Source organism: Paenibacillus sp. SAF-068 (genome assembly GCF_051967555.1).
Classification (GTDB): Bacteria; Bacillota; Bacilli; order Paenibacillales; family Paenibacillaceae; genus Paenibacillus.
Window position 1 is genome coordinate 603,485 of sequence record NZ_JBQCJX010000002.1, and the last position, 26,804, is coordinate 630,288.

A 26,804-nucleotide genomic window follows, 5' to 3' on the forward strand; every position below is an offset into this window, starting at 1 on the left:
TAGAGGCAAATCATGCCGAGAGTCTAACATACGAAACAAAACACAGTTGAATAATGCTTTTGAACATGGACACCAACGTAACTGCGTAGAGGGCAGAAAGAACCCGAAGAAGCAAAGCGTTCGCCTTTATCACCGGATTACTCCATTTGAAGAATGGGATCAAAGTAATCCGGGGATAACAGCGATCAAAGGGTTTTCTGCCCCCGGAGCCGCACCACACGTAACGCCCATGTTCAACTCAAAGTATTCAACGTTGATAAACACAGAGGAGTGAAATGGGATGCAGGCACAGGCAAGATTATTGTTGGAAGACGGCACACTGTTCACCGGGAAAGCATTCGGTGCTGAAGGTGAAACGACAGGCGAGGTCGTTTTTAATACGGGAATTACAGGCTATCAAGAAGTGCTTTCGGATCCTTCTTATTGCGGTCAAATCGTGACCATGACGTATCCGCTGATCGGAAACTACGGCATTACGCGTGATGACTTCGAGTCGATTCGTCCATACGTGCACGGTTTCGTAGTGCGTCGTCATGAGCCAACGCCAAGCAACTGGCGTGCGGAATATAGCGTGGACAATCTGCTTAAGGAATACGGTATCGTAGGCATCAGCGAAATTGATACACGCATGTTGACTCGTCGGATTCGTCACCACGGCACCATGAAGGGAATTCTCACAACAGGATCGAAGCCTGTGGAAGAACTGCTGGAGATGATGGGAGACACCACCATCGCCGAGCTGCGTAACCAGGTGCCAATGACTTCTACAGAGCATGTCTACAACAGCCCGGGAACGGCTGAGCGTATCGTGCTCGTGGATTATGGTGCCAAAACAGGAATCTTGCGCGAACTCAGCAAACGTAACTGTGACGTTGTCATTGTTCCGCACGATGTAACAGCAGACGAGATTCGTCGTCTGAACCCGGACGGCATTCAACTGTCCAACGGCCCTGGGGACCCGAAAGACGTACCTCACGCAGTTAAAATGATCAGTGAACTGCTTGGCGAATACCCGATCTTCGGCATCTGCCTGGGTCACCAATTGTTCGCACTTGCAGCAGGAGCAGATACCGAAAAACTCAAGTTTGGACATCGCGGAGGAAACCACCCGGTCAAAGAACTGGAGAGCGGACGTTGCTTCATCACATCCCAGAACCATGGATTTACCGTAAACGAAGAGTCTGTGAAGAGCACGGATCTGGAAGTGACACATATCAACAACAACGATAAGACCATTGAAGGTCTGAAACATAAATCATTCCCGGCATTCTCGGTTCAATACCACCCTGAAGCAGCCCCGGGTCCTTACGACAACAGCTATCTGTTTGACCGCTTCATCGAGATGATTCGCGAGCACAAAATCACTAACCCGCAAAAGCCGCGTCAAGCCGTATTGGCAGCCGCAGTGAAAGGAGCACAATAACATGCCGATTAACAAAGATCTCAAAAAAATCCTGGTGATTGGTTCCGGTCCAATCGTCATCGGTCAAGCGGCCGAGTTCGACTATGCCGGTACACAAGCTTGCCAGGCTCTGAAAGAAGAAGGCGTGGAAGTTGTACTTATCAACAGCAACCCGGCGACCATTATGACGGATACCAATATGGCTGACAAAGTCTACATTGAGCCAATCACACTGGATTTTGTAACCCAAATCATTCGTCAGGAGCGTCCTGACGGCTTGTTGCCAACACTGGGTGGTCAGACAGGTCTGAACATGGCTGTGGAACTGGCACGTGCAGGTGTGTTGGAACGTGAAAATGTGAAATTGCTCGGAACACAGCTGACATCCATCGAGAAAGCGGAAGATCGTGATCTGTTCCGTGACCTGATGCGTGAACTGGAACAGCCTGTACCTGAAAGTGTGATCGTAACGACACTTGAAGAATCACTTGAATTTGCAGCTGAGATTGGTTATCCAATCATCGTGCGTCCAGCTTATACGCTGGGCGGAACAGGCGGCGGAATCTGTGCGAACGAAGAAGAGCTACGCGAAACTGTGGCAGCGGGAATTCGTTACAGCCCGATTGGGCAATGTCTGGTCGAGAAGAGCATTGCGGGCATGAAAGAAGTCGAGTATGAGGTTATGCGGGACAAAAACGATAACTGTATCGTTGTCTGCAACATGGAAAACTTTGATCCGGTAGGTGTTCATACAGGCGACAGTATCGTCGTAGCGCCAAGCCAAACCCTGTCGGACCGTGAATATCAAATGCTGCGTTCAGCTTCCCTGAAAATCATCCGTGCCCTGAACATCGAGGGTGGATGTAACGTACAGTTTGCACTGGACCCACACAGCTTCCAATACTATGTTATCGAAGTAAATCCACGGGTAAGTCGTTCATCGGCTCTGGCTTCCAAAGCAACGGGTTATCCGATTGCAAAAATGGCTGCCAAAATCGCCATGGGTTACACGTTGGATGAAATCGTGAACCCGGTAACAGGCCAAACTTATGCTTGCTTCGAGCCTACACTGGATTATATCGTGAGCAAAATTCCTCGCTGGCCGTTCGACAAGTTCATCTCGGCGAACCGTAAACTGGGAACTCAGATGAAAGCAACAGGCGAAGTGATGGCCATTGGTCGGACATTCGAAGAGTCGATCCACAAAGCCGTGCGTTCCCTGGAAATTGGCGTACATCGCCTTTACCTGAAGGATGCCGAAACGCTGGACGAAGCTACGCTGAACGAGCGTCTGATCAAAGCAGATGATGAGCGTATCTTCCTGATTGCCGAAGCTTTCAGAAGAGGATATACGCTGCAACAACTGCAAGACCTGACCAAAATCGATTGGTGGTTCCTGGACAAAATCGAAGGTCTGATCGCATTCGAAGATCGCATTCGCGAAGAATCCGAATTGTCTTCCGACATTCTGTATCAAGCGAAACGCCTTGGATTCACGGACCGTGCCATTGCCGAACTGCGTGCGCAAGGTCAACCTGGAGGCACATTAACAACAGAAGCGGAAGTTAGAGCTCGTCGGGAAGCAGAAAACCTGCGCCCAGTGTACAAAATGGTAGATACATGTGCAGCTGAGTTCGAAGCAACAACGCCATATTACTACTCAACTTACGAAACAGAGAATGAGGTTATCCCTTCTGACAAGAAAAAAGTTGTGGTATTGGGTTCAGGCCCGATCCGGATCGGTCAAGGGATCGAGTTCGACTACTCAACGGTACACGCAGTATGGGCGTTGCAAAAAGCAGGTTATGAAGCAGTTATTATCAATAATAACCCGGAGACCGTGTCTACGGACTTTAATACATCGGATCGCCTGTACTTTGAACCGCTCTTCTTCGAAGATGTCATGAACGTGATTGAACAGGAGAAGCCCGTAGGCGTTATCGTACAGTTCGGTGGTCAAACGGCCATCAACCTGGCAGCACCACTGCGTAATGCCGGTGTAACGATTCTCGGAACGGACCTGGAGAGCATTGATGAGGCGGAGGACCGCAAGAAGTTCGAGCATCTGCTCTCCCGTCTGGAGATTGCACAGCCGAAAGGTAAAACAGTCATTTCCGTTGATGATGCGGTAGAAACCGCTCAAAGTCTGGGCTACCCGGTACTGGTTCGTCCTTCCTATGTACTCGGCGGTCGTGCGATGGAGATTGTATACTCCGATGCAGAATTGCTGACATACATGGAACAGGCGGTTAAGATCAATCCGGAGCATCCGGTTCTGATCGACCGCTACATGATGGGTAAAGAAGTTGAGGTTGACGCCATCTGTGATGGTGAAACGGTATTGATTCCAGGGATCATGGAACATATCGAGCGTGCAGGGGTTCACTCCGGTGACTCCATTGCGGTATATCCTCCTCAACATCTGTCCCAGGATATGAAAGACAAAATTGTAGAGATTACAATCAAAATTGCGAAAGAACTGAAAACAGTAGGTTTGGTCAACATTCAGTTTGTTATCCATGATGGCCAAGTGTACATTATCGAGGTGAACCCGCGTTCATCCCGTACCGTACCATTCCTGAGTAAAGTAACCAACATTCCAATGGCGAACCTGGCAACACAAGCCATTCTGGGTGTGAAACTGAAAGATCTTGGTTATGTTGACGGTCTGTGGCCTGAGTCAGACCATGTCTCTGTCAAAGTTCCGGTCTTTTCCTTCGCGAAGCTGCGTCGTGTTGAACCAACCCTTGGACCTGAGATGAAATCCACAGGTGAGGTTATGGGTCGTGACCCGAATTATGCTAAAGCATTGTTCAAAGGTCTGATCGGCGCTGGAATGAAAATTCCGGCAACCGGAGCGATTGTTGTGACTGTAGCAGACAAAGACAAAGACGAAGCTGTACCATTGCTCGAAGGTTTCTACAGACTCGGTTACAAAATCATGGCTACTGGCGGAACAGCAGCTGCGCTTGAAGCAGCAAACATTCCGGTAACGACTGTGAACAAATTAAGCGAAGGTTCGCCGAACATTCTGGATATGATCCGCAGCGGCGAAGCGAACTTTGTCTTCAACACACTCACCAAAGGCAAAACACCGCAGCGTGACGGATTCCGTATCCGTCGTGAAGCGGTAGAGAACGGCATTGTATGTATGACTTCACTGGATACGATTCGTGCGCTGCTGATCATGCTGCAAACGATCAACTTCTCTTCGGAAGCAATGCCTGTCTTTGTAAAATAAATATTCACTGATGAAGGACATCAGTCAGCCTGCGGGCTGGCGGGATGTCCTTTATATCGGGCAAAAACGGAAAAAATGAGCAAGTGGAGGGGAGCGCTGGTAATGAATCACGCGAATTTCAATGAAATGGCTGGCCGTCTGATGGTGGCACTGGATTACCCTGGAGCGGAAGAAGCGAAAGCATTGGTACAAGCTCTCGAAGGCATTCCCTGTTATCTGAAGGTGGGCATGCAGCTGTTCTACGCAGCAGGACCGGACTTTATTCGGGAGTTGAAATCCAAAGGCTACTCCGTTTTTCTGGATGTGAAAATGCATGACATTCCCAACACCGTTCGTGGCGGTGCAGAAAGTATCACACGTCTGGGCGTAGACATGTTCAATGTACATGCAGCGGGTGGAACCCTCATGATGCGCGCTGCACGTGAAGGGGCTGAGGCAGCGATCGCTGCCGATCCTTCCTTAAGCAAGCCCGAGATCATTGCAGTGACCCAACTGACCAGTACAAGCCTGGAAACGATGAATACCGAGATCGGCATTCCAGGGAGTGTGGAAGCCGCTGTGGTTCGTTATGCAGGACTGGCCCAAGAGGCCGGACTGGATGGGGTTGTTGCTTCTCCGCTGGAGGTGCCCGCCATTCGGGCAGCGTGCGGCAGTGCTTTTCACACGGTTACGCCGGGAATTCGTCCAGCGGGTAGTGGCCTGGGAGATCAGACACGCGTATTGACGCCGGGTGAAGCCGTCGCCAGAGGAAGCCATTATATTGTTGTAGGCAGACCGATTACTGGTGCTCCCAATCCGCGTGAAGCGGCAGAAACCATTTTGAAGGAGATGTTGAACGTATGATCGAACTGAATGAGATTCCGAATCATATTGCTTCCCAACTGTTGAAAATTAAAGCCGTGGCGTTGCGTCCGCAGCAGCCATTTACCTGGACATCCGGCATCAAATCACCAATATACTGCGATAACCGCTTAACGATGTCCTATCCCGAGATTCGTAACGATATTGCTGAAGCCTTCGCAACGATTATTCGTAACCAATACCCGGATGCAGAAGTTATCGCTGGTACGGCAACCGCAGGTATCCCGCATGCTGCCTGGGTGGCTCAGAAGCTGAATCTGCCGATGGCCTACATTCGTGATAAAGCGAAAGGACATGGTAAGGAGAACCTGATTGAAGGCCTGATTACTGAGGGTCAGAAAGTGGTTGTCATTGAAGATCTGATCTCCACAGGTGGAAGCTCGATCAAAGCAGCAGAAGCTGTACGCGTAGCAGGTGCAACACCGCTCGCCGTACTTGCCATCTTCAGCTATCAGCTGGATAAAGGGGTTAAAGCATTCGAAGAAGCTGGAATTCCGCTTCAGACACTGTCCAATTACACGGCTCTGATGGATGTGGCTTTGGCTCAGGGAACGATTCAGGAGAGTGACTTTGAGTTGCTTAAATCCTGGCGTGAAGATCCTTCTTCATTTGGAAAATAATATCATTGGTACCTCAGAATAAGGATCAGGAATGAACGGTATCAAAATTGTAATGATTGCCGTCATGGCGGCAAAACCATCGAATAAGCAAGAGGCATCCCATACATTGGGGTGCTTTTTTCGTTTGTTCATCAAAATATTAACTTTTTCACGCTACCGTTGTAAAAAGCTTGTAACTTTTAGTTGTGATCGGTCGTTTATAATTCAGTGTAGGTTGGAACAGATTTCTAATTTTAGTTTATTTGAAGAAGTGAACGGGATATGAAGAAAGGATGAGCGTGATTGCTGGCATGAAGAATTTATTTCTCAGAAAAAGATCTGCCAAGAGCCAGTCAGGCGATGAATATCAACAGGAGGAAGCGCAGCTGGAGGCATCGACGGTTTCGGGAGAACATACATACAACAATGAACACGATCATCCGTCGAGTGAACCTCTGGTACCTGAAAGTGAAATCGTTTCAGATGAAGTGGCTGCAGCTGCTACCGTTGATGAACCCCAGAAGAAGATCAAACCGAAGAAGGACATATTGCCCCCATATGATGGACCTGTACTGGAGGTACGTAACGTGCATCGCAGTTTCCAGACAGGCAGTCGTATCATCCATGTGCTTAAAGGCATTGATATGGAAGTGAATCCGCAACAACTGGTCATGCTGAAGGGGCGATCGGGCTCAGGCAAAACAACACTGCTGAATATGCTGGGTGGACTGGACCAGCCTTCTAGTGGAGATATTCTGTTCTCCGGCCAGCCTCTTCAGGATTGGGGAGACCGGCGGCGGACCGCTTTGCGGCGCAAAGAGATCGGTTTTATTTTTCAGGCATATGCACTCATGCCCTTATTGTCTGCGTGGGAGAATGTAGAATTGTCGCTGCGAATGGCGGATGTTCCTCGAGCGGAATGGAAAGACAGGGTTGGTCACTGTCTGGACCTGGTTGGACTATCCAAACGGGTGAAGCACCGACCTTTCGAGATGTCCGGGGGAGAGCAACAGCGGGTAGCAATAGCGAAGGCTATTGCACATAGACCCCGATTGTTGCTTGCGGATGAGCCTACAGCGGAACTGGATTCCAAGATGGGCGCTCAGGTCATGGCTGTATTCCGCAATATTATTGAAGTAGAACAAGTAACGATATGTATGACTACACACGATCCTACAATTTTGGAGGTTGCGGACCATGTTTATGAAATGGCGGACGGCAGATTTATCAAGTAAAGGGGCCGCTCCGAAGAGGGGGAAACGCGCAGCAATTATTGTACTTGGTGCGATAATGGTTGCAACGATGTCCGGCTGCTCATTGCTGCCGTCAGAAACTGAGGAAGAAGTGCTTCCACCAATTACGCCGCCAACGATCTCCAAGAAACCGGAATATGAAGTCCGGACAGAAACGTTGGAGAAAAGAGTAAGTGGCAGTGGCAAGATGATGAGTCAGCGGGAAGAGAAGGTGTACTTTACGCTCGATGGCATGCATGTCAAGGAGTTAAATGTTAAACCAGGGGATAAAGTGAAAAAGGGTCAACTTCTTGCCGTGCTGGATGTAGAGAGTGTGGAGAAGGAAATTCGTGGCAAAAAACTGGCTATTCGCAAGTCCGAAGTTCAGATGAAGGAAACACTCCGCAAGAAGGATGAGATGGACCCGGTGGAGTTCGAAGAGGCAACGATTGCGTTTGAAGAACTGCGCCAGGAACTCGCCGATCTGGAAGCACAACTGGGCAAAGCCACGTTGACTGCTCCGTTCGGTGGTACCGTAATTGCTGTGCAGGTTGAGAAGGGCGCAGCCGTGAAAGCGTATGATCCGATTGCTACGATTGCGGATACATCGAATCTGGTTGTGGCAGCTACCTTTGCCAAGGAAGATCTGGAGAAGTTCTCAGCCGGTATGAAGGCAGAAGTGGACATTAATGGAGCCGGTAAAGTCCCTGGCAAAATTAAAGTCATGCCTCTTGCTGAAGCATCGAGCAGTGGTAGTGGCGAAGGAACGGGGGAAGGTGGGACCCCTCCAACCAAGGAGACGCTGGATAAGTATGTGATCGTAACACTTGCAAAAATGCCTAAAGGCGTAGAACGTGGCACCCCTCTCTCGGTCTCAATTGTAACGCAGCGTACCGAGAACGCCATTGTGATTCCTGTATCCGCTTTACGCTCCATCGGTTCAAGAACGTACGTACAAGTCGTGGAGAGTGATGGTAGCAAGCGTGAAGTGGACGTTGAAGTTGGTCAGCAGACATCGACAGATGTTGAGATTCTGAAAGGTCTGACCGTAGGCGAGAAAGTAGTGGGGCGCTAATGGGGCTGCCATTGCTTCGACTGCTGTTCCGCAAAATGTGGAACACGCGCTGGATGACCTTTAGCACACTGATCGGATTAATTGTGGCGGTTGCGTTCACCGTCAGTATCCCCATGTATGCCGATGGTGCGTTGAAACGGGTCGTCGCGCAAACGCTGCAGGATAACAGTGAAGGATTGCCAGCCGGTTCGTTACTCATGAGTTATCAGGCACCTGGTGGCGTGAAGACAGACACACGGGGTCTGGACGAAGTGGATCGTTATATTCGTGAGGACGTTCCTCGCGACATCGGGTTTCCTTTCCATACGTATGTGAATTCGAGATCCATTCGCAGCACAGAGGTGAGCCCCGAAGATCCAACCAAAGTGGATGCCAGCAGAGCACGCAGTATGAGCCTGGGTACGATGAGTGGGCTGGATGCACAGGTGAATTACTCTGCCGGGGTGAAACCTGGAAACCAGGTCAAAGATGACACGATTGAGGCAGTCATGTTGGAAGAGGGCATGTACCGTAACGATCTGCACATTGGTGACATTCTGGAATATCCGGTTTATAGCGGTCTTGATATCACGTTGCGTGTGAAGATTACCGGGTCCTTCAAGGCAGATGATCCGAACAGCCCTTACTGGGTGCAAGGATTTGACGGCATGATGAATGGACTTTATGTGGATGAATCGGTTTTTAATGATGTTTTATTGAAGGAAAAAGGGATTCCGCTTCAAAACTCACGTTGGTATTATGCCTTTGATCTAAAAGAAATTCAAACCAGCCAGTTATCAGGCCTGACTTCCGTGCTGGAAAGGCTGGATATCGATCTCTATCAGCGGTTGAAAGATACAAAAGTGGACATTACCTTCGGTGACCTGCTCAAGCAGTTCCGCAGTCAGAGTCTGCAATTGCAGACGATGTTGTTTACCTTGGCGGCACCGATGATTGCAATGGTCTTTTATTTTATTGCGATGAACGCCAGACAGTCATTACAGAAGCAGGAGAGTGATATTGCGGTATTGCGCAGTCGTGGAGCTTCAGCTCGGCAGATCTTCTCTCTTTACCTGCTTGAAGGCATATTTCTTGGCGCTATTGCGCTGGTTATTGGGCCGTTGCTCGGTTGGTTTATGGCCAAGAGTATCGGATCAGCAAGTGGCTTTCTCTCATTCGTAGATCGGAAGTCCATTCCGATTGGTGTATCCAAAGAAGCTATTCTGCTGGGTGTAGCAGCGGTACTTGTTGCGATCATCGCATCACTTATCCCTGCGATAACCTATGCACGGGCAACGATTGTATCTGCCAAACGGCGGCAAGCACGTACAGACCGTGCGCCCGTATGGCAACGCTGGTTCCTGGATGTTTTGTTACTGGGTCTGGCTGGATATGGATACTACCTGTTCTATGAACGTCAGATGTTGACCTTCCAGACGGGAATGACAACCGATCAGCTGCAGGTACAGCCGTTTCTGTTCTTTGTGCCCGCACTTGCGATCTTTGCGCTTGGACTATTCTTCCTGCGCTTGTTCCCGTGGATATTGAAGCTTATTCAGCTAATCGGCCGCAAGTTTCTCCCGGTCCCGTTATATCTGACATTAACGCAGCTATCGCGTTCATCTTCGTCCTATTATCCGTTGATGATCCTGCTTGTATTAACACTGGGACTCGGGGTGTACAACTCGGCTGCAGCCCGGACAATTGATCTAAACTCCACGGAGCGTACGCTCTACCGTTATGGTTCGGATGTAATCATGCAAACCGTATGGGAAGGAACGCCTGAGATTAAGCCTGGTACCGGACAGAATGGGGGTACGGGTGGAGGTCAACAAGGCGGCGGTAGTTCCGGTGGTGGCGCTCCCGGCGGAGGAAATGGCGGTGGAGGTGGAGGTGCTCCAGGTGGCGGCGGTGGATCTTCGCAACCGTCCAAAGTCATCTACTCCGAACCTCCTTTTGAAGTGTTCCGCAGATTGGATGGTGTGGAACATGCAGCAAGAGTACTACAGACCAAAGGTAATATTATCGTCTCTGGTAAATCGGGTGGACAGGGAATGCTGGTCGGAATTGATAATGTGGACTTTGCCCAAGTGGCTTGGTTCCGCAACGATCTGTTCCCGGCTCATCCTTACAAGTACCTTGACTTGTTAGGTAAATATGAAGGGGCTGTATTGGTCTCTTCCAAATTTGCTGACAAATTCAAGCTGAAAACCGGAGACCTCGTCTCCATGGGTGTACAGGGCCAGGCGATTGAATTCGTCGTGTTTGGGATTATTCCTTACTGGCCAGCCCAATATCCGGATCAGATGCCATTCTTCGTGGCGAATCTTGATTATATCTATGATCAGGTACCTCTGATTCCATATGAGGTATGGCTGAAAATGGAACCGGATGCCAAGGTGGCTCCTTTGATGGAGAAACTTGCAGCAGAAGGTATTGAGTTATCCTCTGTGCGTGACGTACGCACCGAATTGGTATCTCAGGGTAAACATCCGTCACGGGGTGGTGTATTCGGGATTCTGAGCCTTGGTTTCCTGGTATCGGTGATTATCTCGTTGATCGGATACGTGCTGTACTGGTTCTTCAACCTGTCCGGTCGTGTTGTGCAGTTTGGGGTATTACGAGCCATGGGATTATCCCGGGCACAACTGAGCGGCATGCTGCTGCTGGAGCAAGTCTTCACGGCGGGGCTGTCGATCCTGCTTGGTATTGGTATCGGTCAGGTATCCAGTCGTTTATTCTTGCCATTCCTGCAAACGACGGACAATGTATCTGCTCAGGTACCTCCGTTCCGGATTGTGTTTGAACAGCAGGATATGTTGCAGCTGTATGGGGTCACGGTGGTGATGCTGGTCATCGGTGCAACGATGTTGCTCTGGCAGATTCGCAGACTGCGGGTTCACCAGGCGGTCAAAATGGGAGAGGAGAGGTAAACGTGATCCAATGCGAAGGACTTGTCAAAATTTTTAAATCCAGCGATGTGGAAGTCGTTGCCCTTCAGGGTCTCAACCTGACTGTCAATCAAGGTGAAATGATGGCCATCATCGGTAACAGCGGTAGCGGTAAATCCACGCTGCTGAATATTCTGGGCGGGCTTGATCGCCCTACGGCTGGTACGGCTGTTGTGGGAGACTGGGATTTGCTGAAGATGACAGATGCCCAATTAGTTGAATACAAACGTCATACGGTCGGATTTATCTGGCAAAATAACGGTCGTAACCTGCTGCCTTATCTCACTGCACTGGAGAACGTGGAGACGCCCATGATTCTGGGAGGCAAGCGTGATCGTGCTTACGCAAAACAGTTGCTCGAATGGGTAGGCCTTAAAGATCGGATGCATAACAAATTGCATCAATTGTCAGGAGGAGAGCAGCAACGGGTAGCGATTGCGATCTCATTATCCAATCGACCCAAAATTCTGCTCGCAGATGAACCAACCGGTTCGGTCGATTCCGAGACATGTGATACAATCATGGGCATTTTCCGAAAAATGAACAAGGAACTCGGCGTTACGATTGTCATCGTTACCCATGACTTGACGCTAGCCGGCAAGGTAGACCGGATCGTAGCGATCCGTGATGGTTTGACCAGTACCGAGTTTGTGAAGCGCAACCCGAATTTGGATGATGAGCATAACTTGTCCGAAACGGGTATGCCGGACATTCATGAAGCATTTGTCATTATTGACCGTGCAGGGCGGCTTCAGGTGCCAAAAGAGTATCTGGAGGCCTTATCCATTGATAACCGGGCTACATTGGAATTTGACGGTGAACGTATTGTCATTACACCGCCAAGATAATTAATGAGGGGGAATTGGGAGATGAAGAACAGGTTGTGGGGAAAACGTGTGCTGGCTGTCATGGCTACTGCTACGCTGGCATTGCCGCTGATAGCTGGCTGTACGGCAAGTGAGGCGAAGGATACAGAACAACGTGTATTGCGTGTGGCTACAATGTGGGGAGGACAGGATGACAGTTACTTCCGTCAGCAATTTACCGATGCTTTTGAACTGACACATCCCAATGTAACGATTGAGATTGTAGCTGCTGTTGACCAGAGCAGCATGTATGGATATGGCAACACAGAAGAGCAACAGGAAGCTCCGGATACGATGGAAAGTCTGAAGAAAATTATGACGGGGGATAACCCGGTTGACGTTATCGTGGCGGATACCTCTACAGTCAAATCATTAATTCAGGAGAATCTGGTAAAACAACTGGACCCACTGATTCAGGAAGACAAGTTTGACACCAGTGATATAGTGCCTAGTGTACTGGAAGGAATTAAGGACCTTGGGGATCAGAGCATCTATGCCTTGACACCAACGTTCTCCTCTTCTGCTCTGTTCTACAATAAAGGTATGTTTGAAAAAGCAGGGGTGGAACCACCAACGGACAACATGACATGGGACGATATTTTCAATCTGGGGACCCGACTTACGAAAGGCGAGGGTAAAGACCATGTATTTGGTTTCTCCTTCACCACATATCAGGGAGGTTCGCCATACTACTCCATGCAACAATACTACAGCTCGTTGCAATTGAAGACGTTTGACGACAAAGCAGAGAAGATGACCGTAGATTCTCCTCAGTGGGAGAAAGTGTGGAGCACCATCAGCAAACTTGCGATTGATAAAGTTATTCCTAAAGGCGATGAACCACAGGATCAGAATCCGAATGGACGTTATGATCCGGTTCAGGGGGATCTCTTCCTGAGTGGCAAGTCAGCCATGGTTATTGGTGATTACAGCTATATTAATCAATTAATTGATGCGAATAAAAATGCAGATAAAATGAAAGATTTTACGAAGGTAGATTGGGATGTAGTCACACCTCCAGTTCACCCGGAAGCTCCTGAAATCGGAGGGAGCATCTATCTGAGTAACTTGATGGCGATCAACAGTGCTGCTCAGAACCCGGATGATGCGTGGGAATTGATCAAGTATATGAACAGTGAAGATTGGGCCAAGATCAAAGCACGTAGCAGCTATGAGATGGTATCACGGAAGAGCTTTATTAAGCCTAAAGATGGTCTGGATTACAACATTCAAGCCTTCTATTCTCTGAAGCCTATTCCGCCAACGAATACCAATCTGGATAAACTGTATCAAAAATCCCCAGGCTTATGGCAAGTAAACGATAAAGGGATGGAATATTTCAATCAGGTACTTGAGAACAAAAAGACACCAAAAGAAGCGCTTGGTGAGTGGGCAGCTAAAGGTAACGAGATGCTGGAAAAATTGAAAAAGGACCCTAAAGCCACGTTTCAATGAGAAATGAGAGTTGATTTAGTAGCATCATTAAAGGATAGCCGCTGAAGATTTTAATCTTTGGCGGCTATTTTTATGAAAATGGGGTATTCTACAAAAAGCGGAATAAATGACGACTCCGGAAAGGACGAGCGGTATGCACTGGGTATATTTCAGCAAGTTGTATGCAACCAAATTTCAGGCAGGATGTCTGGCCAAACGTATGGAGCAGGATGGATGGATTTACGGTCACAATGAACCGGCTGAAGTGGAAGTTTATCGATCACGCAAAGGACGTTACGGTGTACGTTTTATTCCCTGACATTACCCCTTGACTTATTGGGATAGAATGGTGTATATTAATTAAGTCGCTGTTTTAATATTTCTTACTGACGCGGGGTGGAGCAGCCCGGTAGCTCGTCGGGCTCATAACCCGAAGGCCGCAGGTTCAAATCCTGCCCCCGCAATTGAGTTTCACTTGGATGATCCACAGCCATCATCTGCACGTTATACATTATGTCTAGGGCCCTTAGCTCAGTTGGTTAGAGCGGTCGGCTCATAACCGATTGGTCACAGGTTCGAGTCCTGTAGGGCCCATACTCTTAAAACCCTTGCCAAGCAAGGGTTTTTTTCTGTCTCCATATAAGGCTCTGGAGAAGGAGAACAAGGTAGCTGGTTCATGGTGCCTTTCTGATATGCCCTTTTTTGCGTATCTCATTGTATGTCCATGCCATATCTTAAATCTCGCATATACTATCCTATCCACACATAGGAGGTAGATTACATGAGTCAATTTATTGATGCAAGAACCTCGCAGAATGCGAGTTTGGCTAACTCGATCGCTATTCCCATTCTCGTAATTAACACGCCACAATTATTTGGACAGATTGGTTTGGTAACGACAGCTGGTATCGGAGCTAACCCGCGTGTACAGTTTAAGGGAACCGTTTCTGTACAGCTTCCATTAGCTCTTGCTGGAATTACAATTACTATTGTTAGAGGAACTTTGGCAACGGACCCAGTTATTTATTCTGCCACTTCCACATTTAATCTGAGTGTTCTTGCACCTCAGGTTATTACCTTCTCTGCCGATGACTACAATCCGCCGATTACGCCGCAATTGACATACACTGCATTTGTCAGCTCCAACTTGCTCGGTACAGTTCGTGTAGGGCCTGAGAACTTTGACGGAGTATTATATTCCGACTAATATTGAGTGCCCATGCCTAGACGAAACTAGATCAATATTTCTTAAATGAAGGAGACTACGACCTGCCCTCAAAGGCAGGTTTTTTTCGTGTTGAAGGGGAAGACTGAACTTCATCGAGTAAATAGGGTTCTATGATATAATACTTTACAGAGATTGAATGGTATTGGACATAAATAGTACGTGAACATCTTAGAATTTTATGAAATTAGTAATAGAAAGCAGGTTTCCATTTTAATGATGTCAAATGAAGGTCAACGTTTTCGTTACAGTGAAGCTCCAGTCTGGGATTGGCAGAGAGCTTATTATGAACAGCAGGGGCTACAGGCTTGGACAGAGAATCAGGTCCCTCAATATATTACCAGTAATCCGATGATTGCCACGGCATATGCAGAGATGATTTTTGGCTTTCTGCAGGATCTCGCTAACAAAGGAAAGATTACCGAGACTGTGACCATTCTTGAACTGGGAGCGGGTGTAGGGCGTTTGGCGCATCAAGTTCTCCTGAAACTGATTGAATTAAAGGAATTTGCTGGAGTACAGTTACCACCCTTCAGATATGTAATGACGGATCTGGTTGCGGAAAATGTATTGGGTTGGAAAGAGCATCCATCCATGCAATCCTTTATTCAACAAGGTATAGTGGATTTTGCATGTTTTGATGCCGTAGCGGATACGGAATTAAACCTGACCATCGCAGGCACGGTTATTCGGCCTGGTGATCTGAAACAACCGTTATTGTTGATTGCCAATTACTTTTTTGACAGCATTCCTCAGGAATTAATCTATATTGGGGATGGCGAGATCTACGAGTGTGATCTTCTTGTTCAGTCTCCGGACCGTCGTCTTGATCTTGATCCCGCTGAGATGTTGAAGAATATGACGCTGAGTTATGCGTATCGCCGAGCGCCTGAATACAGTGCAGATAACTATCCGTATTCCGAACTGATTACGTTGTACAAGGCGGAGCTGGAGGATTCTCACATCCTTTTCCCGGCAATTGGATTGTCCTGTCTGGAACGTTTGAACAAGTTGTCACAGTCGGGTTACGTGTTGATTACCGCTGATAAAGGGGATCATCGCCTGGATAACTGGAAGTTCGCTGAGCCTCCTGAATTTGTCCTGCACGGGAGTTTTTCCCTAACAGCCAACTACCATGCCATTCAATATGTCTTGGAACAACAGGGGGCCCATACACGGTTCACAACACATCATTATAAAGATCTGAATGTGGGATGCATGTTGATGGTGGACGAACCCATCAGTTATGTGAATACCCGTCTGGCCTACCATCGATTTGTTGAACGGTTTGGACCGGATGACTTTTTCAGCATGAAACAATGGGTAGACTCTCAAATAGAGAGTATGGCGTTGAAGCATATTTTGCCGTTTTGGCGTTTGGGTGGATATGATGCCGAGTTCTTGATTCACAGTGCTACGCACATTTCCAGTCTTCTTCCTGATGCAAGTGATGAGGAAATGCTCGATATTCAATCTGGCATTCATTCGATGTGGTCGTCCTACTATGTGATGGAGCAGCAAGGAGGGCTCGCATTTCTGGCAGGGCAGTTATTATATGAAATGTATATGTATGAGGATGCGAAACGTTTTCTGGAGATATCATTGGTTGCAGATCCAAGTAACCATAATCCGGCAGTCCTGTACGACTTGGCCGTGTGCTGTTATGAACTTGAACTGGAAGAAGAGACCTTGTCATATACCCATCAAGTGCTCGCTCTGGAACCCGATCATGAAGAGGCAGCAGCGTTACTCCAGAGTTTCGATTTGATCTGAGGGAACAATTATAGTCTTGTCTCCTATATGTATAGAAATAGTGAATGGTTGTATATAAAATGAAACCTAATTGGGTTGTAAACGTATTAATGGGATATTAAACCAATTATCTATTTCAATAAAAAAGGAGACAACGACATGAAAAAAGTCTTATCCGTTGCATTATATCCATTGATGTGGGTTGTGGGTGCAGTTAGCTTTCTGTCTGTAAATGCAAATAGTGCAGCAGGCAGCGCCCTCTTTGTAAAAGATATCGCTACAGATCGAAGCTATGATGGACAGGCCATCTATGATAGTATTGAACGTAGAAATGCCTAACTACATACCATTGAACTGTAAAGGTAATTGTTTCAACGAGCAATAACATGAGAACAATTACTCTTGAAGTGAAGTACGATGAGCAGTATTCTGTCCGTACAACCTTTAAGCCGGTCTCGTACCTTATTCAGGTATGAACCGGCTTTTATTTATGAATGGGGGATACCAGATGAAGATTATCATTGGACAACCGAGGCTGGAACAGCATTTGCTGCAGCTTGAAGCTGAACTCAAGCAACATCCTGATGCAGATGTATTACTTTTTCCTGAAGGATATCTGAATCAAAATATCGAGGAAGCTTGCCGCCTGGCGGCTACATATGGAACCATGATTGTATCAGGGCATCGCAAGTTGCACGAACGTCCGAAGGACCGATCGATCATCATCAATAAGGTCGGAGACATTGTATTGGAGAAAGCCAAATACACCCCTGCTGAAGTGGTAGAGGAGCATGGGTGGACGATAAGTACCTTGTTGTGTGACGAGCTGGTCCTGCAAGGATTTCGCAATGAGAAAATAAAAAGTGTGGACATGATAATGCATTCCATTGGTGTAGGTATGTTTAGTGAAGAACAGTACAGTGAGTGGGTCGAAGAGGCTCGGCAGATTGCTTTGCAGCATCAATGCATCGTCATGGGGACAAGCCATGCGGATGGCTCATACCGCGACAGTGAGATCTCCATTTCGATTGCCTACTGTATAGCGCCAGATGGAGAAGTTGTGCTGGCATCCCACAGTGATACACGTACTCGTACAATCCTTTTGGACAAAGGGCATACAGACCCATCATCTCAGAAGTCGCAAAAAGACAGTGTGAATATTACCATCGCTCCATACGGTTAAATCATCGGATATGAATCCCGAGATGAATGGGCTGTTGAACTTGCCGAATCGCCCGGTCACTTGTGCTGAATATGCATATGTTATGGCATACCTTGAAATTCAAAGGAGGCCAATCAAATGAGTCAAGTTGGATACGGTTGTGGCAATGTTGGTGGATTTGGCGGCGGATGGACTTCGACAAGTGCAATTCTCGTGCTTTTCATCCTGCTCGTAATCATCACAAAATCTTTCTGGCTGTAAGTCGCGTATAGAATCGTGCAGGCAAGGGCTCCGCTGAGACTTCGGCGGGGCTTCTCCTATTATTGATGCAACATATGTCATCCATGACATTTGACAACTGAAAACAATGTGCTTAAAATCACATAAGAGACTATTAACAGAGATTGAAGGGATAGCAATGCCGTTTATTCGATTTAAAGGATTCACAGGTCCTCAGCTAGAGGAAGTTGTACCCCAAATTACAGAGCAGATGGCCCTTATTACTCATATTCCACGGGAGAGAATGAAGGCAGAGCGTCATGATGTACAAGCGCTAACACCTTCTCCAGCTTCTATAGAGATTCTGATGTTTCAACGTGATCAGGAGGTTCATAACCGGATTGCCTCGTCGTTGCAGGCTATTCTGGAAGAAGCGTACATGCCGGATGTACATATTTTCTTCAACATATTGTCACCCACGTTGTATTATAAACAAGGCAAGCCACTGACAGATTATCGGTTGGATTGAGGTTGTGAGGGACGAGCAGATAATGCTCGTCTTTTTGATTTACATATTTCTCGTATGTTTAATAATATGCTCGCTCCTGTGAACCCGGCTCAACGATAAAGAGCATATCGCAGACACGATAAACAAGGCTCCACTGATAAGGTATACCCATCGAACGCCCATTTGATCGGCGACTAGACCAAAGATGACTATGGATACACTCATCACTGTGGATATCAGGACCCCACGTGTGGCGTATACCTTGGTTAGGGATAGGGCAGGCACAATAATGCTCTGAAGCGCTGTCTGCTGAGCCGCAGCACGAATCTGATTAACTGGACCCATGAGTATGCATAACACCAGAGCAAGCCATGGCAGGCTGTTTAGACCATAAGCGATGGTCAGCAGGCTGAAGAGAAGAGAACCCATCGTCATGCTAGCGATCAGATGTTTCTGAATCCATTTAGCCAGTGCAAGAGCCAGAATACCTCCAAGCATGGTTCCAGTAGCGTAACTCGAGTTCATGAGTCCCCACCAACCTTCTCCTCGTTCCAGAGCTTCTTTTGCAAAGGCTAGCGTAACAGCTCCAAACCAGATGGAACCCGCCATAGCCTGGGCAATGTCCATAAGCGTGATCCAGCGTAAAGATGGATTCTTCCAAATCATGCTCCAGCCTTCCCTCGATACATTCCATGATACAGCAGATTTTTGGGGTTGTTCAACATTTCGTGTGAGCGAGCCCATGGCAATCATGAAGATCAGAACGGCCCAGGACAGGCTTACAGCTGCCCAGAATGTCTGTGACGCCCCCCAGTTCATCACGGCGAATCCCGTCATGGCGTACCCTACAATGGTTACTGTCTGATTGGAGAAAGAAAGTAGGCTATCGGCTTTCTCAAGATCTTCTCCCTGAACCAATCGTGGCGTTAACGTATTCAGTAACGGAGATTCCCATCCGTCCAAAAAGGATAGTATAACCACACCGATCAAGAGAAGCGGCAGCTGTGAAATCAAATGATTCAACGAAATGGCTATACAGGTCATGGTGAATGTTTTGGCTATGGAAATGCTGATCAATAGTTTGGAGTATGCGAAACGGTTCACAAGTAATGGCAAAGTGAAACCTGCTATGATGCGTGCAATGATCTGAATAAGGGGAAACATTGCAGCATAGAGTACCGATCCAGTGTGACCGTATATAAATGTAGTTATGACCATGATATAGATGACATTAATAAGCGAGAGCAGTGTTTTGACGGCCCAATATGGATAAAATGCGATGTTCATGCCAAGGATGTCCTTTCCGAAACGATACATCTATATTACGGGCAATGTCATCCTTGCACCACAAACAAAGTTATCATTTTCCCGTCATTTCAACGCAAAAAAGAAACTGCCGAGCGGGGCAGTCACTTCTTGTGCCTATAGTTATGCCATAGCGAGTGTGAAGGCGATAAGCAACATTAGCAGGCTGGTTGTTCTGACCATAGTCATATAAGGCCTGCTGGGTTCGGCTTCACCCCGGGAAATCCAGCCATAACGCAGATACCAGCCGAATTTGGGGAAACAGAGATTGATAATACAGAGCACCATGAATATAAAAAAGAGGGTTCTCATACCCATCTTCCTTTCTTACTTACATAACGGATCTCATCTTATCGTTTGCGTCTGGTAAAAAAGACTACAATCAAAATAATAATGATGATAATTAACAGAAATTTCATGCGTATTCCTCCTGATGACCGTTAGGTTATTGTCGAATGTTAGTTATCAACTATTACCCAAGAACCACATGACTTGAATAACTGTGTTACAATTAAAATATATTGTTTTTATATCAACACATACCATTTGGTTAGTTGTATCTCCATATAATGTACGATTACAGACTATATAAACATTAACGTGTGTGAGATGAAGGAGGAAGGCATGAGCCAACATAATCAATCCCCATTACAGTGGGAATTTATCATCTCGAAAGTGAAATCCTCCGTGACCGTGGTCGATGCTACATTGCCTGAGCTTCCGCTCATGTATGTAAACGAACACTTTACCCGGCTGACAGGATACACGTATGAAGAGTCTGTAGGACAGAATTGCCGATTTTTGCAAGGACAGGACACAGACCCCGAAACGGTAATGCAGATTCGTGATGCATTAAAGAAACAACAGTCCATTAAGATTGATATCTTAAATTATACAAAAAGTGGCCAGAAGTTCTGGAACGAACTGAATATTGATCCGATCTTTAATGAATCCGGAGAGTGTTTATATTTTGTAGGCATTCAATACGATATCTCAGAACGGAAGTATGCCGAACAACAGTTGAAGTTCGCAACTTCCATGGCTGAGATGAACAGCAGAGGGCAATTGGAATTCATCGGAAAGCTGAATCACGAGCTTCGTACGCCACTCAACGGCATTATGGGTATGATCGAACTTGCCAGTATGGGTGAAACTACGGATGAACAGAAAGAATACCTTGAACTTGCACGTCAATCGGGTGAGGCGCTACTTAACATTGTTAACAATAGCCTGGATATGGCGAAGCTGGGCAGAGGCAAAATGGATGTTGAAAACATTGAGTTTCAACCTCTGAAGCTGATCCAACAGATTGTAAAGACACATGAGCCGGCGGCACAGAATAAACACATACGTTTGCTCTGTCATGCTGATCTGAATGTTCCTGATGTACTTATCGGTGACCCGCTAAGACTTCGGCAGGTACTGGATAATTTGCTGAGTAATGCGATCAAGTTCACGGAACAGGGTGAAGTGCAGTTACAGGTGGATGTGAGGAAACAATTGATGGATACCGTTATATTGGTATTCTCTGTACGTGATACGGGAATTGGCATTCCTCCACATCAGATGGAACAATTGTTTGATGCATTTACTCAAACCGATATCTCCCATGCGCGCCGATTTGGCGGAAGCGGGCTTGGACTGACCATCTGCAAAGAACTGCTGGAACTGATGAATGGCCAGATCTCGGTGGAGAGTACCGAGGGGAAAGGTACACAGTTTGAGGTGATACTACCCTTGCTGCGCCAACAGGCCATTCCCAATGTAGGATAACCAAACAAGCAGGACAGCCGGGTGATCTCGGCTGTTTTTTTTATTGTATTGAATTGTTCTGCGAACGGGCGTTCTGTTATAATGTAAGTGTTGAATGGGGGAGACACAGCATGAGTAAGAGACGCACAAGACGAAAACGCAAAGGTAAGCAAGGTTTCAAAAAGCAGGTACTGACACTGGTAGCGATGCTGCTGGTAGCCCTCTACGCCTGGGCTGGGGGAGAATGGCCCGAGGAGATACCTAATCCATTCGGAGGGACTAATAAGAGTGTAGACCATACCATTACATTTCCTTCGGAGCGCTATCCTGAAACAGCCAATCATATTAAAGCTGCGATCAAGGCGGGGCATTCGGATGTATGCACCATTGATCGTAGTGGAGCTGAAGGCAATCGGGATCTATCACTCAAGGGTGTTCCGGTCAAAAAAGGTAAGGATCGTGACGAGTGGCCCATGGCGATGTGCGCTGAGGGAGGAACAGGTGCAGATATCCAATACATTACCCCAAAGGATAATCGCGGTGCAGGTTCATGGGTAGGGAATCAGTTAAGTACATATCCGGATGGAACACGAGTGAAGTTTGTAGTGAAGTAATGACAGGATATGGGTGGACAGAAACAAGGACAGCAAGGTCTTTGTTGGGAGGTTAGTGGCAACGTGGTACAGGATAAGTAGATAAGAAAAACCAGACGTGCATGCGTCTGGTTTTTTGGTGACTATACGAGTTGCATTCCGCTTAAATGATGAGAACGGATGCTTAACAGACGTGTAACATGTTCAACCTCATCAAACGGTATCCACAGACTGCCGTGAACTGTACGTAAGGATAGAATGGATGTATCAGCGGTATGCTCGGGATATCCGGTTACCGTCTGACCGCTTGTATTACGAACCATGATCTGTTGCTTGCGCCGGATGGCAATTTCTACCTCTTTTTTCATAAGTCATTGCTCCTGATTATGAGATGATAATTCCATATGTCAATGTTTTCAATGGTTAATTTGTCTTCTTTATCTAGTCTATCAGAACTAGGTATAGATTTCCAGAAGTTAAATCAATAATTTCATAGGTGATTTGTCTTAGCTCTGGATTAGCTGTTTTTGAATGAGGATTACGGGGTTATATTAGGGTAAAAGGAGGGGAACGGAATGACAAAATTGATTATTGGGCTGGCCCGTACCGAGAACGAGGCAATAATCATGCTGAACAAAGCTAAAGAGGAAGGTATTAAGGATAAATATTTGGGAGCGGTGGCGAAGGAACAGCTCAATCTGGAGCTGGTGAGCGAGAAGACGGGTCTGCCCAAACCTTTGAAGGGTGCAGGATCGGATGGTGCCTTTGGTGCGCTAAAAGGTATATTGGCTGGTCTGGGAAAACGGATGGATCAGACGATGTCGATCGGAAAAGCAGTACGCAGACTCGCCGGCAATGAGATTGGGAGTGAGACCGATGATTTGGTGCTTACACTGACTGAAGCGGGGATCTCGGAAGAAGACGCAAGGTATTATGAAGATTGGCTGTTAAAGGACCATATCTTGGTTATCGTGGAGTGCAGCGAGGAAGAGGCGGCTCGTGTTAGACCGATTTTACTTTTTTAGTTTAATTTAAGGCTGATTTTAGGTTTCTTTAATGTTGGGGAGGTATTCTTATCTCACACCTCCCTTAATATAGATTGGTTTACCGGAAGTCCGGGACCGCAACTCGGACTTTCTAGGCACTGTGAGCTGATCGCTTGCAGTGCCTGTTTCATTTTTTATTATTTTTAATAAAAGGTGTTGCAAAGTTAATTGTTTCATGGTAAGATATTTCTTGTCGCCAAGAAATACATAATCCTGCCGGGGTGGCGGAATTGGCAGACGCACAGGACTTAAAATCCTGCGGTAGGTGACTACCGTACCGGTTCGATCCCGGTCCTCGGCATCTCAAAAAGAAAGATCGCATGACGCTTGTTAACCAAGCTGCATGCGATCTTTTTTGTGTTCTTTAATATGAATGTGATATCATAGCTGACCACTTCACCATGCAGTTCATAAACATAAACGCTGCATAATACATATCAGAAGGTACATTTATCTGACTTTTATGAAGAGACGGAACAATGGTGTATACTATCCGTAGGCATATATTACCTTTACCTTGCTGAACGATATAGTCACAAAACCAATAAAACAATCTTATGGACGGAGGACTCAAGTTTATGTTGAAACAGCTTAAGCCATACAAGGTGTTACAGGAGCGCAGAATTGAAGAATTGAAATCGGATGCGTATCTGCTGGAACATCAGAAATCAGGGGCCAAAATTGTACTTTTGTCCAATCAGGACGATAACAAAGTATTCAGTATCGGTTTCCGCACACCTCCGGAAGATGATACAGGGGTAGCCCATATTCTCGAACACTCCGTGCTCTGTGGGTCCAAGAAATTTCCGGCCAAGGATTCTTTTGTTGAGTTGCTGAAAGGTTCCTTGAATACATTCCTTAACGCCATGACGTATCCCGATAAGACGATCTATCCGATCGCGAGTCGTAATGATCATGACTTCCATAATCTGATGGATATATATCTGGACGCGGTATTGAATACGAATATTTATGAGAATGAAAAGATATTTTTGCAAGAGGGCTGGAACTATAATCTGGCCTCAGCAGATGATGAGTTAACCTACAACGGAGTTGTATATAACGAGATGAAGGGTGCCTTTTCTTCACCGGAACGAATGGTGCGCAGAGAAGTGCTGAACTCCCTTTTCCCGGATACTACATATTCCTCCGAGTCTGGCGGATTCCCGGAAGCGATCCTGGATCTAACTTATCAGGGACTACTGGATTTCCATACAAGATACTATCATCCGTCCAACAGCTACATCTATCTCTACGGGGATATGGATATGGAAGAGAAGCTGCAATGGCTCGACGAGAACTATCTAAATGCATATGATCGTATCGAGATTGATTCGGCCATTCAACTTCAACCTGCTTTTACAGAACGGGTAGACACGGTTAAGACTTACTCTGCCGGAAGTACGGAATCGGAAGTGGATAATAGCTTCTTGACCTATAATGCGGTGATCGGCACAAGTCTGGACAAGGAACTGAACATTTCGTTTCAAATCCTGTTATACGCCCTGCTGAACGCTCCGGGAGCGGTACTGAAGCAGGCGTTGCTGGATAAGGGAATTGCGAAGGATGTCTACGGTTCGTATGATGACAGCCTGTATCAGCCTGTGTTCACGGTGGGACTGAAGAAGAGTAATCTGTCGAGCAAAGAGGATTTCCTGGGAACGGTCAGAGAAGTGCTTGAGCGTGTGGTGAAAGAAGGTTTCGATCCTAAGGCGCTCCTTGCAGGAATTAACTCGTATGAGTTCAATCACAGGGAAGCGGACTATGGCAGAATGCCGAAGGGCCTGATCTACGGATTCTCCTCCCTGCAAAGCTGGTTGTACGATGAGGAAGCACCGTTCACACATTTGGAAGCCAATGATGTATTTGCTGAGCTGCGGACGAAAATGAACGAAGGTTACTTTGAGCAGCTGATCGAGAAGTATCTATTGCAAAACACACATACTTCTTTTGTAGCCCTGACACCTGACAAAGGATTGAATTCGCGCAAAGAAGAAGCGCTGAAAGCACGTCTGAAAACCATTCAAGCGGGTCTTAGCGAGGAAGAAGTGCAGACGCTGATTCAGAAAACAGAAGCACTCGCCGAGTATCAGAATACACCTTCAACCAAAGAGCAGCAGCAGGTCATTCCAACGTTATCGATTAAAGATATTGAACCCAAAGCCTCTAAGTTGCATCAAACGGTAAACCAGGTCGACGGCACAACCGTTCTGCATCATAACCTCTATACGAACGGGATTGGTTATCTGAGACTGCTGTTCGATATCAAAGAAGTGCCACGTCATCTGCTACCGTATGCAGGATTGCTGAAAAATGTATTGGGTTACGTGGATACTCAAAATTACTCGTTCAATGAATTGTCCAATGAAATCCACATTCATTCTGGTGGTATTCATAGCGGGATTGGATCGTATGCCAACGCGCATAAGCACAATGAATTCAAGGCTACCTATGAGTTCAACGCGAAAGTGTTGTATGACAAGCTTGGATTTGCCTTTGACATGATCCAGGAAATTGTCTTCACGTCCCGATTCGATAATTCGAAGCGATTGTATGAGATCATCTCTCAGATGAAAGGCAACCTGCAACGTAATCTTATCAATAGCGGACACTCTGCGGGAATTGGGCGGTCTTCGTCCAAACATTCAGCGGTTGCGGATTTCAGAGAAGCTGTGAGTGGTATCGCCTTTTACCAGTGGCTTGAGGATCTTCAGGCGAACTTTGAGGCGAGAAAAGAAGAGTTATCTTCCAGTCTGCAAGAGTTGACGGGGTATATTTTCAGACCGGAGAACTTGCTTGTCAGTTACACTGCCGATGAACAGGGATATGAAGGATTGGAGCAACAGGTGTCTGATCTGAAAGCGAAGCTGTTCACACATGAGGTTGCCAAAGAAGAGTTTACATTCACACCGGCTACTCATAAGGAAGGATTCCGTTCCCCTTCAGAGGTGCAGTATGTGGTGCAAACGGGTAATTATATCGATAAAGGATATCAATATACGGGTTCGTTACGAGTCCTGCAGGGCATTCTGTCCCTGGATTACTTGTGGACCAATATCCGGGCCAAAGGCGGAGCTTATGGCTGCATGTCAGGCTTCCGACGTAACGGAGACAGCTACGTTGCATCGTACCGTGATCCAAATCTCGATAAAACGTACAAAGTATATGAAGAGATACCGCAATATTTGACCGACTTCCGGGCAGACGAGCGGGAAATGACGCGTTATATCATTGGTGCGATTCAGGATCTCGATACGCCGAGAACGCCTTATGGCGAAGGGGCATTCTCCCTGGAGTGTTATCTGTCGAATGTGACTGAAGCGGATCTGCAACAGGAGCGGGACGAAGTGTTAAGCACGAAGGAAAGCGACATTATCGGTTTTGCTGAGCTCTTATCGGCCATACTTGAGCAGCAGCAGCGCTGCGTGATCGGTAATGAGAACAAGATAGAGGAACAGAAGCAAATGTTTGACGAGACGCTGGATTTAATTAAAAACTAAACGTCGGTCTCGCTAATTTTCGATTCAATAAACGCCTAATGCGAAAGGCACTTTTATGAGCTGCGCAACAGCTTATAGAAGTGCCTTTTTTAATGGGTAGCC

General features: G+C 46.9%; 23 protein-coding genes and 3 tRNA genes. 23 read left to right on the forward strand and 3 right to left on the reverse strand.

Annotated features, from left to right (window positions below; all coding sequences use genetic code 11):
* The first annotated feature begins 280 nt into the window (after window positions 1-280).
* The 18 genes from carA (at window position 281) to ACTHPG_RS16735 (ending at window position 18,527) form a co-directional block, all read left to right on the forward strand.
* On the forward strand, window positions 281-1,423 hold the full coding sequence (carA, locus tag ACTHPG_RS16650) for a glutamine-hydrolyzing carbamoyl-phosphate synthase small subunit (protein WP_440390653.1): 1,143 nt from the start codon (window positions 281-283) through the stop codon (window positions 1,421-1,423).
* A gap of 1 nt (window position 1,424) precedes the next feature.
* Window positions 1,425-4,643, forward strand: a complete 3,219-nt coding sequence (carB, locus tag ACTHPG_RS16655) for a carbamoyl-phosphate synthase large subunit (protein WP_440390654.1) — start codon at window positions 1,425-1,427, stop codon at window positions 4,641-4,643.
* A gap of 102 nt (window positions 4,644-4,745) precedes the next feature.
* Complete coding sequence (gene pyrF, locus ACTHPG_RS16660) at window positions 4,746-5,486, forward strand: orotidine-5'-phosphate decarboxylase (RefSeq protein ID WP_440390655.1); 741 nt, start codon at window positions 4,746-4,748, stop codon at window positions 5,484-5,486.
* Complete coding sequence (gene pyrE / locus ACTHPG_RS16665) at window positions 5,483-6,124, forward strand: orotate phosphoribosyltransferase (RefSeq protein ID WP_278298935.1); 642 nt, start codon at window positions 5,483-5,485, stop codon at window positions 6,122-6,124. Before pyrF ends, pyrE begins: the two co-directional genes overlap by 4 nt.
* 272 nt (window positions 6,125-6,396) lie before the next feature.
* Window positions 6,397-7,338: an ABC transporter ATP-binding protein gene (locus tag ACTHPG_RS16670; protein WP_440390656.1), complete on the forward strand. Its 942-nt coding sequence runs from the start codon at window positions 6,397-6,399 to the stop codon at window positions 7,336-7,338.
* Window positions 7,301-8,410, forward strand: coding sequence for an efflux RND transporter periplasmic adaptor subunit (locus ACTHPG_RS16675; RefSeq protein WP_440390657.1), 1,110 nt, complete (start codon window positions 7,301-7,303; stop codon window positions 8,408-8,410). The genes ACTHPG_RS16670 and ACTHPG_RS16675 overlap by 38 nt, the downstream gene beginning before the upstream one ends.
* Window positions 8,410-11,322, forward strand: coding sequence for an ABC transporter permease (locus ACTHPG_RS16680; RefSeq protein ID WP_440390658.1), 2,913 nt, complete (start codon window positions 8,410-8,412; stop codon window positions 11,320-11,322). The genes ACTHPG_RS16675 and ACTHPG_RS16680 overlap by 1 nt, the downstream gene beginning before the upstream one ends.
* Window positions 11,323-11,324: 2 nt before the next feature.
* Complete coding sequence (locus ACTHPG_RS16685) at window positions 11,325-12,188, forward strand: ABC transporter ATP-binding protein (protein ID WP_278298937.1); 864 nt, start codon at window positions 11,325-11,327, stop codon at window positions 12,186-12,188.
* 21 nt (window positions 12,189-12,209) lie between these two features.
* A complete protein-coding gene (locus ACTHPG_RS16690; protein WP_440390659.1) occupies window positions 12,210-13,661 on the forward strand; it encodes an ABC transporter substrate-binding protein in 1,452 nt (483 codons plus the stop codon).
* Between the two features lie 133 nt (window positions 13,662-13,794).
* Window positions 13,795-13,959, forward strand: a complete 165-nt coding sequence (locus ACTHPG_RS16695) for a hypothetical protein (RefSeq protein WP_017687342.1) — start codon at window positions 13,795-13,797, stop codon at window positions 13,957-13,959.
* Between the two features lie 71 nt (window positions 13,960-14,030).
* Window positions 14,031-14,104 (forward strand) — tRNA-Met (locus tag ACTHPG_RS16700).
* A 56-nt stretch (window positions 14,105-14,160) separates the two neighbouring features.
* Window positions 14,161-14,234 (forward strand) — tRNA-Ile (locus tag ACTHPG_RS16705).
* A gap of 187 nt (window positions 14,235-14,421) precedes the next feature.
* A complete protein-coding gene (locus ACTHPG_RS16710) occupies window positions 14,422-14,847 on the forward strand; it encodes a hypothetical protein (RefSeq protein ID WP_440390660.1) in 426 nt (141 codons plus the stop codon).
* A 234-nt stretch (window positions 14,848-15,081) separates the two neighbouring features.
* Complete coding sequence (locus ACTHPG_RS16715; RefSeq protein ID WP_440390661.1) at window positions 15,082-16,638, forward strand: tetratricopeptide repeat protein; 1,557 nt, start codon at window positions 15,082-15,084, stop codon at window positions 16,636-16,638.
* 138 nt (window positions 16,639-16,776) lie between these two features.
* Entirely contained in the window at window positions 16,777-16,956 is a 180-nt protein-coding gene (locus ACTHPG_RS16720; RefSeq protein ID WP_062835425.1) for a hypothetical protein, read from the forward strand.
* A gap of 169 nt (window positions 16,957-17,125) precedes the next feature.
* Window positions 17,126-17,800, forward strand: a complete 675-nt coding sequence (locus ACTHPG_RS16725) for a hypothetical protein (protein ID WP_440390662.1) — start codon at window positions 17,126-17,128, stop codon at window positions 17,798-17,800.
* Between the two features lie 117 nt (window positions 17,801-17,917).
* The gene (locus tag ACTHPG_RS16730) at window positions 17,918-18,040 is read left to right on the forward strand and encodes a sporulation protein YjcZ (protein ID WP_083679583.1); all 123 of its coding nucleotides are present in this window, start codon (window positions 17,918-17,920) and stop codon (window positions 18,038-18,040) included.
* Window positions 18,041-18,197: 157 nt separating this feature from the next.
* The gene (locus ACTHPG_RS16735) at window positions 18,198-18,527 is read left to right on the forward strand and encodes a DUF1904 family protein (protein ID WP_339235837.1); all 330 of its coding nucleotides are present in this window, start codon (window positions 18,198-18,200) and stop codon (window positions 18,525-18,527) included.
* A 39-nt stretch (window positions 18,528-18,566) separates the two neighbouring features.
* Here the strand turns inward: ACTHPG_RS16735 and ACTHPG_RS16740 are convergent, their stop codons facing one another.
* Entirely contained in the window at window positions 18,567-19,793 is a 1,227-nt protein-coding gene (locus ACTHPG_RS16740) for an MFS transporter (protein WP_440390663.1), read from the reverse strand.
* A 141-nt stretch (window positions 19,794-19,934) separates the two neighbouring features.
* A complete protein-coding gene (locus tag ACTHPG_RS16745) occupies window positions 19,935-20,123 on the reverse strand; it encodes a DUF6199 family natural product biosynthesis protein (RefSeq protein WP_051447369.1) in 189 nt (62 codons plus the stop codon).
* Window positions 20,124-20,435: 312 nt separating this feature from the next.
* On the opposite strand from ACTHPG_RS16745, the gene ACTHPG_RS16750 reads away from it, so the two are divergent.
* Together ACTHPG_RS16750 and ACTHPG_RS16755 are read left to right on the forward strand one after the other, a co-directional pair.
* On the forward strand, window positions 20,436-21,584 hold the full coding sequence (locus ACTHPG_RS16750; RefSeq protein WP_440390664.1) for an ATP-binding protein: 1,149 nt from the start codon (window positions 20,436-20,438) through the stop codon (window positions 21,582-21,584).
* Between the two features lie 110 nt (window positions 21,585-21,694).
* Window positions 21,695-22,177 carry a NucA/NucB deoxyribonuclease domain-containing protein gene (locus ACTHPG_RS16755; protein ID WP_215079494.1) on the forward strand — a complete coding sequence of 161 codons (483 nt, stop codon included), beginning with the start codon at window positions 21,695-21,697 and terminating at the stop codon, window positions 22,175-22,177.
* A gap of 122 nt (window positions 22,178-22,299) precedes the next feature.
* Here the strand turns inward: ACTHPG_RS16755 and ACTHPG_RS16760 are convergent, their stop codons facing one another.
* Window positions 22,300-22,524, reverse strand: a complete 225-nt coding sequence (locus ACTHPG_RS16760; RefSeq protein WP_440390665.1) for a hypothetical protein — start codon at window positions 22,522-22,524, stop codon at window positions 22,300-22,302.
* 207 nt (window positions 22,525-22,731) lie between these two features.
* Here ACTHPG_RS16760 and ACTHPG_RS16765 point away from each other — a divergent pair, with 207 nt between their 5' ends.
* The 3 genes from ACTHPG_RS16765 to ACTHPG_RS16775 all read left to right on the forward strand — a co-directional run bounded on the left by ACTHPG_RS16765 (window position 22,732) and on the right by ACTHPG_RS16775 (window position 26,702).
* Complete coding sequence (locus tag ACTHPG_RS16765; protein ID WP_440390666.1) at window positions 22,732-23,181, forward strand: hypothetical protein; 450 nt, start codon at window positions 22,732-22,734, stop codon at window positions 23,179-23,181.
* Between the two features lie 236 nt (window positions 23,182-23,417).
* Window positions 23,418-23,503 (forward strand) — tRNA-Leu (locus ACTHPG_RS16770).
* A 277-nt stretch (window positions 23,504-23,780) separates the two neighbouring features.
* Window positions 23,781-26,702, forward strand: a complete 2,922-nt coding sequence (locus ACTHPG_RS16775; protein WP_440390667.1) for an insulinase family protein — start codon at window positions 23,781-23,783, stop codon at window positions 26,700-26,702.
* Window positions 26,703-26,804: the final 102 nt, after the last annotated feature.

What these genes read in the sequence shown, in the direction of transcription:
- carA (WP_440390653.1), top strand. Translation starts at nt 281, where the DNA reads ATGCAGGCACAGGCAAGATTATTGTTGGAAGACGGCACACTGTTCACC.
- carB (WP_440390654.1), top strand. Translation starts at nt 1,425, where the DNA reads ATGCCGATTAACAAAGATCTCAAAAAAATCCTGGTGATTGGTTCCGGT.
- pyrF (WP_440390655.1), top strand. Translation starts at nt 4,746, where the DNA reads ATGAATCACGCGAATTTCAATGAAATGGCTGGCCGTCTGATGGTGGCA.
- pyrE (WP_278298935.1), top strand. Translation starts at nt 5,483, where the DNA reads ATGATCGAACTGAATGAGATTCCGAATCATATTGCTTCCCAACTGTTG.
- ACTHPG_RS16670 (WP_440390656.1), top strand. Translation starts at nt 6,397, where the DNA reads ATGAGCGTGATTGCTGGCATGAAGAATTTATTTCTCAGAAAAAGATCT.
- ACTHPG_RS16675 (WP_440390657.1), top strand. Translation starts at nt 7,301, where the DNA reads ATGTTTATGAAATGGCGGACGGCAGATTTATCAAGTAAAGGGGCCGCT.
- ACTHPG_RS16680 (WP_440390658.1), top strand. Translation starts at nt 8,410, where the DNA reads ATGGGGCTGCCATTGCTTCGACTGCTGTTCCGCAAAATGTGGAACACG.
- ACTHPG_RS16690 (WP_440390659.1), top strand. Translation starts at nt 12,210, where the DNA reads ATGAAGAACAGGTTGTGGGGAAAACGTGTGCTGGCTGTCATGGCTACT.
- ACTHPG_RS16695 (WP_017687342.1), top strand. Translation starts at nt 13,795, where the DNA reads ATGCACTGGGTATATTTCAGCAAGTTGTATGCAACCAAATTTCAGGCA.
- ACTHPG_RS16710 (WP_440390660.1), top strand. Translation starts at nt 14,422, where the DNA reads ATGAGTCAATTTATTGATGCAAGAACCTCGCAGAATGCGAGTTTGGCT.
- ACTHPG_RS16715 (WP_440390661.1), top strand. Translation starts at nt 15,082, where the DNA reads ATGATGTCAAATGAAGGTCAACGTTTTCGTTACAGTGAAGCTCCAGTC.
- ACTHPG_RS16720 (WP_062835425.1), top strand. Translation starts at nt 16,777, where the DNA reads ATGAAAAAAGTCTTATCCGTTGCATTATATCCATTGATGTGGGTTGTG.
- ACTHPG_RS16725 (WP_440390662.1), top strand. Translation starts at nt 17,126, where the DNA reads ATGAAGATTATCATTGGACAACCGAGGCTGGAACAGCATTTGCTGCAG.
- ACTHPG_RS16730 (WP_083679583.1), top strand. Translation starts at nt 17,918, where the DNA reads ATGAGTCAAGTTGGATACGGTTGTGGCAATGTTGGTGGATTTGGCGGC.
- ACTHPG_RS16735 (WP_339235837.1), top strand. Translation starts at nt 18,198, where the DNA reads ATGCCGTTTATTCGATTTAAAGGATTCACAGGTCCTCAGCTAGAGGAA.
- ACTHPG_RS16740 (WP_440390663.1), bottom strand. Translation starts at nt 19,793, where the DNA reads ATGAACATCGCATTTTATCCATATTGGGCCGTCAAAACACTGCTCTCG.
- ACTHPG_RS16745 (WP_051447369.1), bottom strand. Translation starts at nt 20,123, where the DNA reads ATGAGAACCCTCTTTTTTATATTCATGGTGCTCTGTATTATCAATCTC.
- ACTHPG_RS16750 (WP_440390664.1), top strand. Translation starts at nt 20,436, where the DNA reads ATGAGCCAACATAATCAATCCCCATTACAGTGGGAATTTATCATCTCG.
- ACTHPG_RS16755 (WP_215079494.1), top strand. Translation starts at nt 21,695, where the DNA reads ATGAGTAAGAGACGCACAAGACGAAAACGCAAAGGTAAGCAAGGTTTC.
- ACTHPG_RS16760 (WP_440390665.1), bottom strand. Translation starts at nt 22,524, where the DNA reads ATGAAAAAAGAGGTAGAAATTGCCATCCGGCGCAAGCAACAGATCATG.
- ACTHPG_RS16765 (WP_440390666.1), top strand. Translation starts at nt 22,732, where the DNA reads ATGACAAAATTGATTATTGGGCTGGCCCGTACCGAGAACGAGGCAATA.
- ACTHPG_RS16775 (WP_440390667.1), top strand. Translation starts at nt 23,781, where the DNA reads ATGTTGAAACAGCTTAAGCCATACAAGGTGTTACAGGAGCGCAGAATT.